Consider the following 13,921-nt stretch of genomic DNA (forward strand, 5'->3'; position numbering starts at 1 on the left):
GTGGCGGTCTGGAACAGCGGGCTGGCCGAGGCAGGGGCGTCGGGCGCATCGGCGGTCAGTGCGGCGAAATCGTTGGTGAAGACGAAGGTGCCGGTATAGGGCGGATTGACCTCGCCGGTCACCCGTTTGTTGCCGGCACAGAGATAGCAATCCGGATCGTGCGCGGGGCGGATGCTGCGGTCCGGGGTTTCCTGCTGACCCTGCCACGGGCGCTTGGCGCGGTGTGGCGAGACCAGCACCCAGTTGCCGGTCAGCGGATTCAGGCGACGATGCGGGTGGTCGCAGGGGTTAAACATGATTTGTCTTTATCCATTGCAGGGGAAGAGGTATCCGATTTGTTCCAGTAGCCAAACAGGAATCCGAGATTGCCGCGTTCAAACAGGCGTTGCAGCAGGCAGAACAGGCATAACAATACGCCGACGGCAATGCGTGTCCACCAGGAGCTCAGGGTACCGTCAAACACGATCAGCGACTGGATCACGCCCAGGATCAGCACGCCGACCAGCGAGCCGGCAACGTAACCCACGCCGCCGGTGAGCAGGGTGCCGCCGATTACCGCAGCGGCGATGGCATCGAGCTCCATGCCCATCGCATGCAGGCCATAGCCGGAGAGCATGTAGAAGGTGACCAGTACGCCGCCAAGCGCCGAGCACAGCCCGCTCAGGGTATAGACCAGGATCTTGGTGCGCCCGACCGGCAGGCCCATCAGCAAGGCCGAGCGTTCGTTGCCGCCAATGGCATAGACCGTACGGCCAAATCGCGTGTACTGGGCCAGGTAAATGGCCAGCGCCAGGACCACCAGCGCAATCAGCGCGCTGATCGAGATAAAGGCCTCCTCGCCCAGCATCAGCTGGTATTGCGCGATGGCGGTATAGCTTTCATCGGTAATCGAAATCGAATCGATGCTGATCACGTAGCACAGGCCGCGCGCCAGGAACATGCCGCCCAGCGTGACAATGAAAGGTTGCAGCCTGAAGTGGTGGATCAGGATGCCCATGAAGAGCCCGAAGCCGGCCCCCATCAGCAGGACCAGCGGGATCACGCTCCAGATGCTCCAGTGATGATGCTCGACCAGTGAAGCGGTGACCATGGTGGTGAGCGCGACAATCGAGCCGACCGACAGATCGATGCCGCCAGAGAGAATCACAAAGGTCATGCCGATTGCCACGACGCACAGAAAGGCATTGTCAATCAGCAGGTTGATGAATACCTGCGCGGAAAAGAAGCCGGTGTAGGCAATCGAACCAAAACCGTACAGCACGATAAAGAGCAGACTGGTGACAATCAGTGGCAGGGTGCGCGAATTGACGGCGTGCGAGAGACTCATGCGGGTTCTCCAGCGCGCAGCAGTTTGCGGGAAAGCAGGCTGCGCAGTGAATCGGATTGAATCAGGCAGACGGCAAACACCACCAGTGCCTTGACGACCATGTTGATCTCGGGTGGTACGCCCAGCGAATAAATGGCGTAAGTCAGCGTCTGGATGATCAGTGCGCCGATCAGGCTGCCCACCAGGCTGAAACGCCCGCCAGCCAGAGAGGTCCCCCCCAGCGTCACGGCCAGGATGGCGTCGAGCTCAAGCAGCAGGCCGGCATTGTTGCCATCGGCGCTTTTCACGTTGGAAGTGATGATCAGCGCGGCGATCCCGGCTGTGACGGCGCAAAAGGCATAGACCCACAGCACCAGTGCGCGCGCGCTCAGGCCGGAAAAACGCGCAGCCACCGGGTTGATGCCGACAGCCTGGATGAATAGCCCGAGGGCGGTGCGATGCATCAGCAGCAGCAATACGATCAGCACCGCCGCCACAATGTAGAGCGAAACCGGAATGCCCAGAATGAAGCCATTGCCGATAAAGAAAAACGGCTCGTAATACACCGTGACAATCTGTCCTTCGGTGATCAGTTGCGCGATGCCGCGCCCGGCTACCATCAGGATCAGGGTGGCAATGATGGGCTGCATGCCGGCCCCGGCGACAAGCGCCCCATTCCAGAGCCCGCACAGCAAGGCCACGCCCAGTCCGCCCAGGATCGCCACCGGCATCGGCACGTTCGAGACATAGGTCTGCACACCATTCTGGATCACCAGCGACCCACCGATCATCGAGGCGACCACTGCCCCGGTAATGGCCACCGTGGCGCCAACCGAAATATCGATACCGCGCGTGGCAATCACCAGCGTCATGCCCATGGCCACCAGCATCAACGGTGCTGCGCGGTTCAGGATGTCGATCACGCTGCCGTAGAGCGCACCGTTCTTGATCTCGATATCAAAAAAGCCGCGATTGAAATAGAAATTGATCAGGCAGAGCAGTACCAGCGTCAGGCAGGGCCAGAACAGGGAATGCCGGATCAGTGTTTTGACGGAAAAATGCTTCATGCTTCGGCTCCCGCAATCATCTGGAAGACTTGCTGTTCGCTGGCCTCGGCGCCGGCGATTTCACCGATCTTCTGTCTATCGCGCAGTACCGCGATGCGATCGCTCACGCGCAGCACTTCGCTCATCTCCGATGAGATGAACACGATGGCCAGACCCTTGCTGCACTGTGCCTTGACCAGATCCATGATTTCCAGCTTGGCCGCAATGTCGATGCCGCGTGTGGGCTCATCCAGGATCAGCATTTTGGGATCGGTGGCCAGCCAGCGTGCCAGCAGGGCCTTTTGCTGATTGCCACCAGAAAGCTGGCCGATGGGCTTTTCCGCATCCGGAGTGCGAATGCCCAGCTGGCGGATGAACTCATCGGCCATGGTGCGCTGGGCGCGGCGCGGCAGGTAGCGAAAGATGCCGCGCCTTGCTTGCAGGGCCAGAATGATGTTTTCGCGGATTGAGAGTTCGGCGACGATGCCTTCGGTCTTGCGGTCTTCGGGGCAGAAGGCCAGGCCATATTTGACGGCCTTGCGCGGGGAGTTGAGCTTGACGGTTTCGCCGTCGATGCGCATTGTGCCGCGATCCGCGTGATCGATGCCAAACAGCAGGCGCGCGGTTTCGGTACGCCCGGAACCAAGCAAGCCGCCAAGGCCGAGTACCTGGCCGCGATAGATGTCCAGATCGATTGGCTGCAGCGTACCGCTGGCACCGAGCCCTTCGGCAGAGATGAACGGTGTCGCAGCAGCACTGCCTGTTTGCGCGCTGCTGCTGGCCGTGGATGCCGATTCGCTGATGTCGCGCCCGACCATCTTGCTGATCAGGGCCATGCGCGAAAGCTCGCTTGCCGGGTATTCACCGACAAATTCGCCGTTGCGCAGCACGGTGATGCGGTCGGAAATGGCATAGGTCTGGTCGAGAAAATGCGTGACAAACAGAATGGCCATGCCTTGCTGCTTGAGCTGGCGCAGCGCATCGAACAGACGTTCGACTTCATCCGTATCCAGGCTGGAGGTGGGTTCATCCAGAATCAGTACGCTTGCCCGGGTGCTGAGCGCGCGGGCAATGGCGACCATTTGCTGGATGGCAACCGGGAAACTCTCAAGCGGCTGCGTCACATCGATATCGATATTGAGCGCGGCCAGCGCGCGGCGCGATTCCTGCTCGATATTCTTCCAGTCGATGCGCAAGCCGCGCATGGGGAAACGGCCGATAAAGATGTTTTCCGCCACGGAGAGGTTGGGGCAGAGATTGACTTCCTGATACACCGTGCTGATGCCAAGATCCTGCGCTTCACCCACGCAATCCGGCCGGATGATTCGGCCCGCCAGGCGGATTTCGCCGGCATCGGGCGTTTCCACGCCCGTGAGTACCTTGATCAGCGTGGATTTCCCGGCACCGTTCTGGCCCATCAAGGCGTGAACCTCACCGGGGTAGAGCGTGAGTTGCGCATTGCTCAGTGCGGCAACGCCGGGAAAGGACTTGTGAATGCCTTGCATTACCAGAACAGGTTCGACAGCCATGGCCAGACGCTCCTTGTGCCAACCGGACCAGGCGCTGGCGACCGGTCCGATTGGTTGACGGGGTTAGCAGATCAATACTTGCGGTTCGGGAATTCCTTGGCGGCGACTTCCATCGGGAACACGCTTTCCTTGGTATTGATGCGCTTGGGTTGCGGTTTGCCTGCCTTGACTTCCTTCACCAGTTCCATCAGTTGTGGCCCGAGCAGCGGGTTGCATTCCACCGAAACATTCAACTTGCCGGCCATCATCGCTTCAAATGCGCCTTTCACGGCATCAATCGAAATGATGATGATGTCCTTGCCCGGCTTCATGCCGGCGGCCTCGATCGCCTGGATGGCGCCGATGGCCATGTCATCGTTGTGTGCAAACAGCACATTGATGTTCTTGTCGGTTTTCAGGAAGGCTTCCATGACTTCCTTGCCCTTGCTGCGGGTAAAGTCGCCGGTTTGCGAACGGGTGATCTTGAAGCGCGGATCGCTCTTGATGATTTCCTCGAAGCCCTTTTTGCGCTCGATCGCAGGTGCGGAGCCCACCGTGCCCTGCAGCTCAACGATATTCACGTCGCCCTGGCCCTTGTAGTTTTCCAGCAGCCATTTGCCTGCCTTGCGACCTTCCTCAGTGAAGTCCGAACCGATCATGGTCACGTAGAGCGAGGGATCCTTGGTTTCGATGCTGCGGTCGGTGAGGATGACCGGAATCTTGGCGCGCTTGGCTTCCATCAGCACCGTATCCCAACCGGTGGTGACGACCGGGGCAAACGCGATCACATCGACTTTCTGGGCGATGAAGCTGCGGATGGCCTTGATCTGGTTTTCCTGCTTTTGCTGGGCATCGGAGAATTTCAGGTTGATGCCGGCTGCCTTGGCGGAGTCCTTGATCGATTGCGTGTTGGCGGTACGCCATTCACTTTCGGCGCCGACCTGGGCGAATCCCAGCGTGAGATTGGCCGCCATCACGGGCAGGGCCAGGGTGCCGACGAACAGGCCCGATGCAATGGCACAAAGCAGGGATCTTCTGGTGTGTTGCATGTCGAAACTCCTCTTCCGTTGATAAAACGCCGGTTGTCCGGTCGTTGGGCCCCGTTTCCACCGATTCTTGCTGGTTGAAGCGGGAAATCGCCAGTTCGCCACCATGTCTGCACGGCCTCCCAGCACTAGTCCGGAAGACCGTGGATTCATGATTTAACGACGCAGGCCATATGCCAGTTCGTTCCAGTTGATTTCGTTCTTGAAGGATGGAATGTCGGTTTTCTCATCGATCAGCAGGTATTCGATGCCAAAGATTTCGGCCAGGATGCGCAGGTGCTCGGCCGTCACCGCCTGGGTGTAGACGGTGTGGTGTGCGCCGCCGGCCAGAATCCAGGCTTCCGCCGCTACGTCCAGGCTGGGGAGCGCCTTCCATACTGCGCGGGCTACCGGCAGTTTGGGCAGCGCGTGTGGTTGCGGTACGGTTTCGACGGCATTCACGATCAGGCGGAAGCGGTCGCCCATGTCGATCAGGCTGGCGTTCAGTGCCCGGCCCGGCTGGGCGCTGAACAAGAGCCGCGCCGGATCAGCCTTCTTGCCGATCGAGAGTGGTTGCACATCCAGAACGGGTTTGGCTTCTGTGGCAATCGACGGACAGACTTCGAGCATGTGCGCACCGATCACCAGTTCATTGCCGGGCGTGAAATCGTAGGTGTAGTCCTCCATGAACGAGGTGCCGCCGGGCAGGCCATGAGCCATGACCTTGACCGTGCGCAACAGCGCGGCGGTTTTCCAGTCGCCCTCGGCGCCAAAGCCAAAGCCTTGCTGCATCAGGCGCTGCACGGCCAGACCCGGCAACTGGGAGAGTCCGTACAGGTTTTCAAAGGTGGTGGTGAAGGCGCCAAAGTTGCCGTTGACGAGGAAATGCTTGATACCCAGTTCGATGCGCGCAGCATCGATCAGATGCTGGCGCTTGTTGCCATTTTTCTGGATGACGGGGGAAAGGGTGTAGGTCGCCTCATATTCTTCGATCAATTGCGCGATCTCGGTATCGCTGACGGCATCGACTGACTTGACCAGATCCCCCATGGCGTAGCCGTTGACCGCGTAGCCAAACTGGATCTGTGCAGCAACCTTGTCACCTTCGGTCACAGCGACTTCACGCATATTGTCGCCAAAGCGGGCCACTTTCATGCGGCGGCTGTCGTAAATCGCAGCAGCCACGCGAATCCAGCGGTCGATTTTTGCCAGTGCCTGCGGGTCTTGCCAATGACCGACGACCACGCTGTATTGCCGGCGCATGCGCGCACCGATAAAGCCGAATTCGCGCCCACCGTGCGCGGTCTGGTTCAGGTTCATGAAGTCCATGTCCATGCTGTCCCACGGAATCTGGGCGTTGAACTGGGTATGGAATTGCATGAACGGTTTTTCCAGCACCGACAAACCGCCGATCCACATCTTTGCCGGCGAGAAGGTGTGCATCCAGGTGATCAGGCCGATACAGTTTTCTGAATGGTTGGCCTCGCGGCACATTGCCAGGATTTCATCCGGCGTCTTGACCGTGGGCTTGAGCACGACCTTGACCGGGAAGTGCCCTTGTCGGTTCAGTCCTTCAACCACCACACGGCTGTTTTCTGCGACCTGTTCCAGCGTTTTTGGGCCATACAGGTGCTGGCTGCCGACGACGAACCACACTTCCAGTTGTTTGAAAAAATCCATGGTGCGAATCCTTTTTGCCCGGTTGGCATCAATGTTGAAAATGGAAATCAGACGGGTGTCGTCTGTTTGCTGGTTTGTCCGTAATAGGCATTGGCGCCGTGCTTGCGCAGGTAGTGCTTGTCGAGCAGGTGCGCGGCGATCGGCGGGCGGGCCGGATTGAGCATCACGGTATAGAGCGCCATGCGGGCGACTTCTTCGAGCACCACGGCGTTGTGCACGGCATCGTCCGGTGATTTGCCCCAGGCAAACGGTGCATGTTCCGAAACCAGCATGCCGGGCATCTCCAGCGGGTTGCGTTCGGCCAGCGTTTCGATGATCACGGCACCGGTATTCAGTTCGTAGGCATCGCGCACCTCGGCCTTGCTGAGCGGGCGCGAGCAGGGGATTTCCCCGTAGAAATAGTCGGCATGCGTGGTGCCGTAGGCCGGAATCGGCAGCCCTGCTTGCGCCCAGGCAGTGGCATGGGTCGAGTGGGTGTGCACGATGCCGCCAATCTGCTCGTACTGGCGGTAGAGTGCCAGGTGCGTGGGCGTATCCGAAGAGGGGCGCATGGCGCCTTCGACAACCTTGCCGTCCAGGTCCACGACCACCATATCGCCAAGCTGCATGGCTTCATAACTCACACCGCTGGGCTTGATCACAACCAGGCCGCTGTCGCGGTCGATGCCGCTGACATTACCCCAGGTAAAGGTCACCAGTCCGTGGCGGGGCAGGGCGAGATTGGCTTCCAGCACGGCTTCGCGCAGGGTTTTCAGCAGCATGATCAAGCCTCCACCGGTGCAGGTGCATACAGCGATTCCGCCTGCGCGCACCAGTGCCGGTAGCGCTGGTAAAGCGATTCGAACGCGGCGGCATCCTTGGCTTGCGGCTGGTAGGTGTGTTCGATGCGGCTGGCCATGGCTTGCTGTGCTGCTGCGATATCGGGATATTCGCCGGCGGCAACCGCGGCGAAGATGGCCGCGCCGAGTGCACAGCACTGGTCGGATGCCACCACGTCGATCGGCCGGTTCATCACATCGGCGCAAACCTGCATGATGGTGGGTGATTTGCGTGCAATGCCGCCGAGTGCCACCACGTTCTCGACCGGCACGCCCTGGCGGGTGAAGCATTCCATGATGGCGCGTGCGCCAAAGGCGGTGGAGGCGATAAAGCCGCCGAACAGCGCGGGGGCATCGGTGCCGAGGTTGAGATCGGTGACCACGCCCTTGAGTCGCTGGTTGGCAAAGGGTGTGCGCCGGCCGTTGAACCAGTCGAGCACAACTGGCAGATGCGTGTAGTTGATGTCTTTGGCCCAGGCTTCGGTCAGCGCTGGCAGCAGGTCGTCCTGTACCTGTTGCAGTTGCGGGGCCAGCGCCGGGTGCTGCATGGCCGCGTGTTGCAGCGACCAGCCCAGCAGGCGCGAGAACCAGGCATACATGTCGCCGAACGCGGATTGCCCGGCTTCCAGCCCGATCTTGCCCGGCACCACGCTGCCATCGACCTGGCCGCAGATGCCCTCGATGGCGCGCTGGCCGATCACGTGTTCGTCCGCAATCAGGATGTCGCAGGTCGAGGTGCCGATCACCTTCACCAGCGAATGATCGCGCGCGCCGGCACCCACTGCGCCCATGTGGCAATCAAATGCACCGCCGGAAATCATCACGCCTTGTGGCAAGCCGAGTCTTTGAGCCCATTCAGGCGTAATGCAGCCAACCGGTACATCAGCGGTGAAGGTATCGGAAAACAATGGATAGGGCAGGTCTTCGACCAGGCAGGGATCGAGTTCGGCCAGGAAGTCGCGGCAGGGCATGCCGCCCCAGTCCGGATGCCACAGGCTCTTGTGGCCGGCCGAACAGCGCCCGCGCCGGATATCGGCAGGCCGGGTCGTGCCGCTCAGTAGTGCCGGCACCCAGTCGCACAGTTCGACCCAGCTCCGGGCGGCTGCGCGTACCGCTGCATCTTCACGCGAGACATGCCAGATCTTGGCCCAGAACCATTCGGATGAGTACACGCCGCCGATATAGCGGCTGTAGTCCGGATACTTGCCGCTGTGGCATAGCGCCGTGATCGCCTCGGCTTCTTCGATGGCGGTATGGTCTTTCCACAGCACGAACATGGCATTGGGGTTGTCGGCAAATTCAGGCCGCAGTGCCAGCACGTTGCCATTTGCATCGATCGGTGCCGGGGTGGAACCGGTACTGTCGACGCCTATGCCGGCGATGTTCTCGATTTGCTGATGTTGCAGCTGATCAAGCGTGCCGGCAATGGCCTCTTCCATGGCTTCGATGTAATCAAGCGGATGGTGGCGGAACTGGTTTATGACCGGGTTGCTGAAGAGGCCCTTGGCCCAACGAGGATAGGCAGCGACCTGTGAGGCAAGTTCCTGACCGCTGTTGCAGCCTACTGCCAGTGCTCTGACCGAATCGCTGCCAAAGTCCAGGCCGATCACGATTTTTTCTGACATGTTTTCGTCCTTAACTACAAGTTGTCCGTGTGCGATATGGACGAAACGATATGGATTTTATTTGGGTGGGCGTTAGGATTTGGCAGTCGTTTATATGTACGGATTGGCTTATATATTGGATTTGTAAGGATGTAATGATGCCCATCCTTGCCGAAACTTGCCGTAGATATGGATTATTTTGCTTTTGTGCTTGGTTTGATCTGCTAACCACTTTCCTTGCTTAGTGCAAAAGATGTACCGTTTGCTGCGTAGTAATTTTTATCCGCTACGCGATTCTGGTCTGGTGATCTTCTTCGGTGCACGCGTGATGACGGTCTGGCGGCGTCTGGGTTGGTCAGGTGATTTCTCGGAACCTGTTCACGATCTGTCGCGAGAGGCCGTCAGCGGGGTAAAGAGCAGCACAAAAAACGGAAGGAGTACATGAGGACGCCCCGCAGGAAGCACCTTTTCGGTGTTTTGAGCAGCGCATGAGCCCCGATCACGGCCTTGCAGCAAGATCGTGAACAGGTTCTCAGAATCCCGGAAGCATGGATAAAGGATGGGTGTGGTACATGTTCGAAAATCTCTTACACAAAACAGGAGAGTGGGTCATGAACAGAAGAAATGTGCTGGTAGCTTCTCTGGTGGCAGCCATGTTGGGCTACCTGCCGTTGGCGCAAGCCGCCGAAAAGGGCCTGGTCGGGATTTCCATGCCGACCAAATCCTCTTCGCGCTGGATTTCCGATGGCGCGAGCATGGTCAAGATTTTCAAGGAAAAAGGCTACAAGACCGATTTGCAGTATGCGGAAGACGATATTCCCAACCAGTTGGCCCAGATTGAAAACCTGATCACCAAGGGTGCCAAAGTGCTGGTGGTTGCTTCGATTGATGGCACCACGCTTTCCAATGCGCTGCAAAAGGCGGCGGATAAGGGGATCAAGGTTATTGCCTATGATCGTCTGATCAAGAATTCCAAGAATGTTGATTACTACGCCACCTTCGATAACTTCCAGGTGGGCGTGCAGCAGGCTACCTCGATCGTGAATGCGCTCGGGCTGAAAGATGGCAAGGGACCGTTCAATATCGAACTCTTCGGCGGCTCGCCGGACGACAACAACGCTTACTTCTTCTATGACGGTGCCATGTCCGTGCTGAAGCCGTATCTGGACAGCGGCAAGCTGGTGGTGCGCAGCAAGCAGATGGGCATGGACAAGGTCGGCACACTGCGCTGGGATGGTGCGGTGGCGCAGGCCCGCATGGATAACCTGCTCTCCGCCTTCTACGGCAAGGACAAGATCCACGCTGTCCTGTCGCCGTATGACGGTTTGTCGATCGGCATTCTGTCCTCGCTCAAGGGCGTGGGATATTGCACGGCCCAGCAACCGTGCCCGTACGTGAGCGGCCAGGACGCAGAAATTCCGTCGGTCAAATCGATCCTGAAGGGCGAGCAATATTCCACGATCTTCAAGGACACACGTGAACTGGCCAAGGTAACGGCCAACATGGTCGATGCCATGCTCAGCGGCAAGCAGCCTGAGGTGAACGATACCAAGACCTACAACAACGGCATCAAGGTGGTTCCTTCCTACCTGCTCAAGCCTGTGCTGGTGGATAAGAGCAACTGGAAACCGGTGCTGGTGGGCAGCGGGTATTACACCGAAGACAAGCTGAAATAATTGCCGGGGTTCTGGTCTGTTACTGCTGTAGGTCGGGTTTTAACCTGACGGCCGGTGGCCATGTCGGAATGAATTCCGACCTGCAGCATTGCCGACTAAATAAAAATTCACCACTACCGTTGTTCTCGCGCGGGGCAACGGAATCAGAAACCGAGGTGAGCCAGTGGAACCGATACTGGAAATGAAAGGAATCACCAAGCGCTTTCCCGGAGTGACAGCGCTCAAGGATGTGAATCTGGTGGTTCAGCGTGGCGAAATCCATGCGATCTGCGGTGAGAATGGCGCGGGGAAATCGACGCTGATGAAGGTGCTGAGCGGCGTTTATCCAGCCGGCAGCTATGATGGCGAGATCCACTTCGAGGGTCGCAAGCAGGAATTCGATTCGATTCGCGATAGCGAAGAGCAGGGCATTATCATCATCCATCAGGAGCTGGCGCTGGTGCCGCTCCTGTCGATTTCCGAAAATATTTTCCTGGGCAACGAGCAGGACAAGCTCGGCGTGATCGATCGCCAGCAAACCCACCGCCGCACGGTGGAGCTGCTGGCCAAGGTGGGCCTGCACGAATCGCCCGAGACCCTGATCACCGATCTGGGCGTGGGCAAGCAGCAACTGGTGGAGATTGCCAAGGCGCTATCCAAGAAAGTGAAGCTGCTGATCCTGGATGAGCCCACTGCCAGCCTCAATGAAAACGACAGCGCAGCGCTGCTGGATCTGTTGCTTGGTTTCAAGGCGCAGGGGATGACCTGCATCCTGATTTCACACAAGCTCAATGAAATTTCGCGCGTGGCCGATTCGGTCACCGTGCTGCGCGATGGCTCCACCGTGCAGACCATGGATTGTCGTGGCGCACCCATTTGCGAAGACTCCATCATCCGCCACATGGTCGGGCGCGAAATGGCGGATCGCTATCCGCACCGCGAACCCGATATCGGCGACATCGTTTTCGAGATCAAGGACTGGACGGTCTACCACGAGCAGCATGCCGACCGGAAATTCATCAAGGGTATCAATCTGAATGTGCGCAAGGGCGAGATTGTCGGCATCGCCGGCCTGATGGGTTCAGGCCGCACCGAATTGGCAATGAGTGTGTTTGGGCGCAGTTATGGCCGCAATATCAGCGGCAGCGTGCATCTGCATGGTGAGCCGATCGATGTCAGCACGGTGGGCCGTGCCGTAAACCGCGGTATTGCCTATGTGACCGAAGACCGTAAAGGCTATGGCCTGGTGCTGGAAAACGAGATCGAACACAACATTTCGCTGGCCAATCTGCCCGGCGTGTCCGCGCGCGGGGTGATTCACAGCGGGCGCGAGTATGCCGTGGCCACGGAGTACCGGCGCAAGATGAATATCCGTTGTGCCGATGTCTTTCAGTATGTCGGCAACCTCTCGGGGGGCAACCAGCAGAAGGTGGTGCTGAGCAAATGGCTGTTTGCCGAGCCGGAAGTGCTGATTCTGGATGAGCCCACGCGCGGGATTGATGTCGGGGCGAAATACGAGATCTATACCCTGATCGCCCAACTGGCCAAAGAGGGCAAATGCATCATCCTGATCTCGTCGGAAATGCCGGAATTGCTGGGCATGAGCGATCGCATCTATGTCATGAACGAAGGCGAGTTCGTGGCGGAAATGCCGGTGGCTGAAGCCAGCCAGGAAAAAATCATGCGTGCCATCGTCAAGGCAGGGAAGGAGTGACATGAACACCAACGTTGCAGCCGTACAAATGAACCCGGAGCAATCTTCCTTTGCTTCCAACCTGAAGAAGAACCTGCGCGAGTACGGCATGCTGCTGTCGCTTGCGCTCATCATGATCTTCTTCGAATACCAGACCGATGGCACCTTGCTGCAGCCATTGAATCTGACCAATCTGGTGCTGCAGAACAGCTATATCGTGATCATGGCGCTGGGTATGCTGCTGGTGATCGTGGCCGGCCATATCGATCTGTCGGTCGGCTCGGTGGCCGGGTTTATCGGTGCCCTGGCCGCGGTGCTGATGGTCGATTACGGCTGGCATTATCTGCCGGCAACGGTGGTTTGCCTCTTGGCCGGTGCGGTGATTGGCGGGGCTCAGGGTTATTTCGTCGCCTTCCACAAGATCCCCTCTTTCATCGTTACGCTGGGCGGCATGCTGGTGTTTCGCGGTCTGGCGCTGGCGCTGCTCGCGGGCCAGTCGATCGGGCCGTTCCCGACGGAATTCCAGGCATTGAGTTCCGGTTTTATCGGTGACCCGATGGGTTATGAGGGCTTGCGCCTGACGTCGCTCGTGATCGGTTGTCTCGTTGCTGCGGGCATGTTCTACAGCGCGATGCGCGAACGGGGCAGCAAGGTGCAGTACGGTGCCTCGGTCGAGCCGTTCTCTTTCTTTGCGGCCAAGCAGGCCATTTTTGCGACGGCCATCATTTACTTCGCCTACCTGCTGGCTTCCTACAAAGGTTTGCCCAACGTACTGGTGGTGATGTTCATCCTGATGCTGATGTATGACTTCGTGACCACGCGCACCACCATCGGCCGGCGCGTGTATGCGCTGGGCGGCAACGAAAAGGCGGCACGCCTGTCCGGGATCAAGACCGATCGGCTGTCGTTCTACACCTTCATCAACATGGGCGTGCTGGCTGCCGTGGCCGGGCTGGTGTTCGCCGCGCGGCTCAATACCGCCACGCCCAAGGCCGGTGTCGGTTTCGAGCTCGATGTGATCGCGGCCTGCTTTATCGGCGGGGCATCGGCCACCGGCGGTGTCGGCAAGGTGATGGGGGCGGTGATCGGCGCCTTCGTGATGGGCGTGATGAACAACGGCATGTCCATCCTGGGTATCGGTATCGACTGGCAGCAGGTGATCAAGGGACTGGTGCTGGTGGCGGCCGTATTTGTCGATGTCTACAACAAGAATAAATAACCGCTTGTGGCGCCGGCAATATCAGTGGCTGCCGGCGCATTCTTCCTGATGCGATCGATGATCGGGTTCAACCCAAAGGCGGAACATGCAATCCAATCATAATGGGCAGCAGCTCAATCCCCTCTTGCCTGGCTATTCGTTCAACCTGTATCTGGTGGCTGGCATGACGCCGATCATCGAAAACGGCCCGCTCGATTTCTTTATCGATCGCAACAAGGGCATGAGCGGCTTCATCATCAACATGACGGTACGCGGCAAGGGCAAGGTATTTGATGGCGACGATGCCTTTTACTGCGAACAGGGTGATCTGTTGCTGTTTCCGCCCGATGCGGTGCATTACTACGGCCGCGCTTCCGATAGCCCGGAC

General features: G+C 58.7%; 12 protein-coding genes. 4 read left to right on the top strand and 8 right to left on the bottom strand.

Annotation, left to right across the window (positions count from 1 at the left end):
* The 8 genes from galT to AC0KVQ_RS10990 all read right to left on the bottom strand — a co-directional run.
* A partial coding sequence (gene galT / locus AC0KVQ_RS10955; protein WP_473421201.1) for a galactose-1-phosphate uridylyltransferase occupies window positions 1–296 on the bottom strand: 296 nt, incomplete at its 3' end.
* The gene (gene yjfF, locus AC0KVQ_RS10960; protein ID WP_473421202.1) at window positions 260–1,327 is read right to left on the bottom strand and encodes a galactofuranose ABC transporter, permease protein YjfF; all 1,068 of its coding nucleotides are present in this window, start codon (window positions 1,325–1,327) and stop codon (window positions 260–262) included. The genes yjfF and galT, both read right to left, overlap by 37 nt.
* Window positions 1,324–2,373, bottom strand: coding sequence for an ABC transporter permease (locus AC0KVQ_RS10965; protein ID WP_473421203.1), 1,050 nt, complete (start codon window positions 2,371–2,373; stop codon window positions 1,324–1,326). Before AC0KVQ_RS10965 ends, yjfF begins: the two co-directional genes overlap by 4 nt.
* Window positions 2,370–3,881, bottom strand: a complete 1,512-nt coding sequence (locus AC0KVQ_RS10970) for a sugar ABC transporter ATP-binding protein (RefSeq protein WP_473421204.1) — start codon at window positions 3,879–3,881, stop codon at window positions 2,370–2,372. Before AC0KVQ_RS10970 ends, AC0KVQ_RS10965 begins: the two co-directional genes overlap by 4 nt.
* Before the next feature lie 71 nt (window positions 3,882–3,952).
* Window positions 3,953–4,909, bottom strand: coding sequence for an ABC transporter substrate-binding protein (locus AC0KVQ_RS10975; protein WP_473421205.1), 957 nt, complete (start codon window positions 4,907–4,909; stop codon window positions 3,953–3,955).
* 153 nt (window positions 4,910–5,062) lie between these two features.
* The gene (gene araA, locus AC0KVQ_RS10980; RefSeq protein WP_473421206.1) at window positions 5,063–6,565 is read right to left on the bottom strand and encodes an L-arabinose isomerase; all 1,503 of its coding nucleotides are present in this window, start codon (window positions 6,563–6,565) and stop codon (window positions 5,063–5,065) included.
* Window positions 6,566–6,612: 47 nt separating this feature from the next.
* Window positions 6,613–7,326, bottom strand: coding sequence for an L-ribulose-5-phosphate 4-epimerase (locus tag AC0KVQ_RS10985; protein ID WP_473421207.1), 714 nt, complete (start codon window positions 7,324–7,326; stop codon window positions 6,613–6,615).
* Between the two features lie 2 nt (window positions 7,327–7,328).
* Window positions 7,329–9,008: a ribulokinase gene (locus tag AC0KVQ_RS10990; protein ID WP_473421208.1), complete on the bottom strand. Its 1,680-nt coding sequence runs from the start codon at window positions 9,006–9,008 to the stop codon at window positions 7,329–7,331.
* A gap of 590 nt (window positions 9,009–9,598) precedes the next feature.
* Here AC0KVQ_RS10990 and chvE point away from each other — a divergent pair.
* The 4 genes from chvE to AC0KVQ_RS11010 all read left to right on the top strand — a co-directional run.
* Entirely contained in the window at window positions 9,599–10,663 is a 1,065-nt protein-coding gene (gene chvE, locus AC0KVQ_RS10995; RefSeq protein ID WP_473421209.1) for a multiple monosaccharide ABC transporter substrate-binding protein, read from the top strand.
* A gap of 181 nt (window positions 10,664–10,844) precedes the next feature.
* Entirely contained in the window at window positions 10,845–12,356 is a 1,512-nt protein-coding gene (gene mmsA, locus AC0KVQ_RS11000; RefSeq protein WP_473421210.1) for a multiple monosaccharide ABC transporter ATP-binding protein, read from the top strand.
* Window position 12,357: 1 nt separating this feature from the next.
* Window positions 12,358–13,554, top strand: coding sequence for a multiple monosaccharide ABC transporter permease (gene mmsB, locus AC0KVQ_RS11005; protein ID WP_473421211.1), 1,197 nt, complete (start codon window positions 12,358–12,360; stop codon window positions 13,552–13,554).
* 85 nt (window positions 13,555–13,639) lie between these two features.
* A partial coding sequence (locus tag AC0KVQ_RS11010; protein WP_473421212.1) for an AraC family ligand binding domain-containing protein occupies window positions 13,640–13,921 on the top strand: 282 nt, incomplete at its 3' end.

The organism is Formivibrio sp. oc-25 (assembly GCF_055810895.1).

What these genes read in the sequence shown, in the direction of transcription:
- mmsA (WP_473421210.1), top strand. Translation starts at nt 10,845, where the DNA reads ATGAAAGGAATCACCAAGCGCTTTCCCGGAGTGACAGCGCTCAAGGAT.
- yjfF (WP_473421202.1), bottom strand. Translation starts at nt 1,327, where the DNA reads ATGAGTCTCTCGCACGCCGTCAATTCGCGCACCCTGCCACTGATTGTC.
- AC0KVQ_RS10975 (WP_473421205.1), bottom strand. Translation starts at nt 4,909, where the DNA reads ATGCAACACACCAGAAGATCCCTGCTTTGTGCCATTGCATCGGGCCTG.
- chvE (WP_473421209.1), top strand. Translation starts at nt 9,599, where the DNA reads ATGAACAGAAGAAATGTGCTGGTAGCTTCTCTGGTGGCAGCCATGTTG.
- araA (WP_473421206.1), bottom strand. Translation starts at nt 6,565, where the DNA reads ATGGATTTTTTCAAACAACTGGAAGTGTGGTTCGTCGTCGGCAGCCAG.
- AC0KVQ_RS10990 (WP_473421208.1), bottom strand. Translation starts at nt 9,008, where the DNA reads ATGTCAGAAAAAATCGTGATCGGCCTGGACTTTGGCAGCGATTCGGTC.
- mmsB (WP_473421211.1), top strand. Translation starts at nt 12,358, where the DNA reads ATGAACACCAACGTTGCAGCCGTACAAATGAACCCGGAGCAATCTTCC.
- AC0KVQ_RS10970 (WP_473421204.1), bottom strand. Translation starts at nt 3,881, where the DNA reads ATGGCTGTCGAACCTGTTCTGGTAATGCAAGGCATTCACAAGTCCTTT.
- AC0KVQ_RS10985 (WP_473421207.1), bottom strand. Translation starts at nt 7,326, where the DNA reads ATGCTGCTGAAAACCCTGCGCGAAGCCGTGCTGGAAGCCAATCTCGCC.
- AC0KVQ_RS10965 (WP_473421203.1), bottom strand. Translation starts at nt 2,373, where the DNA reads ATGAAGCATTTTTCCGTCAAAACACTGATCCGGCATTCCCTGTTCTGG.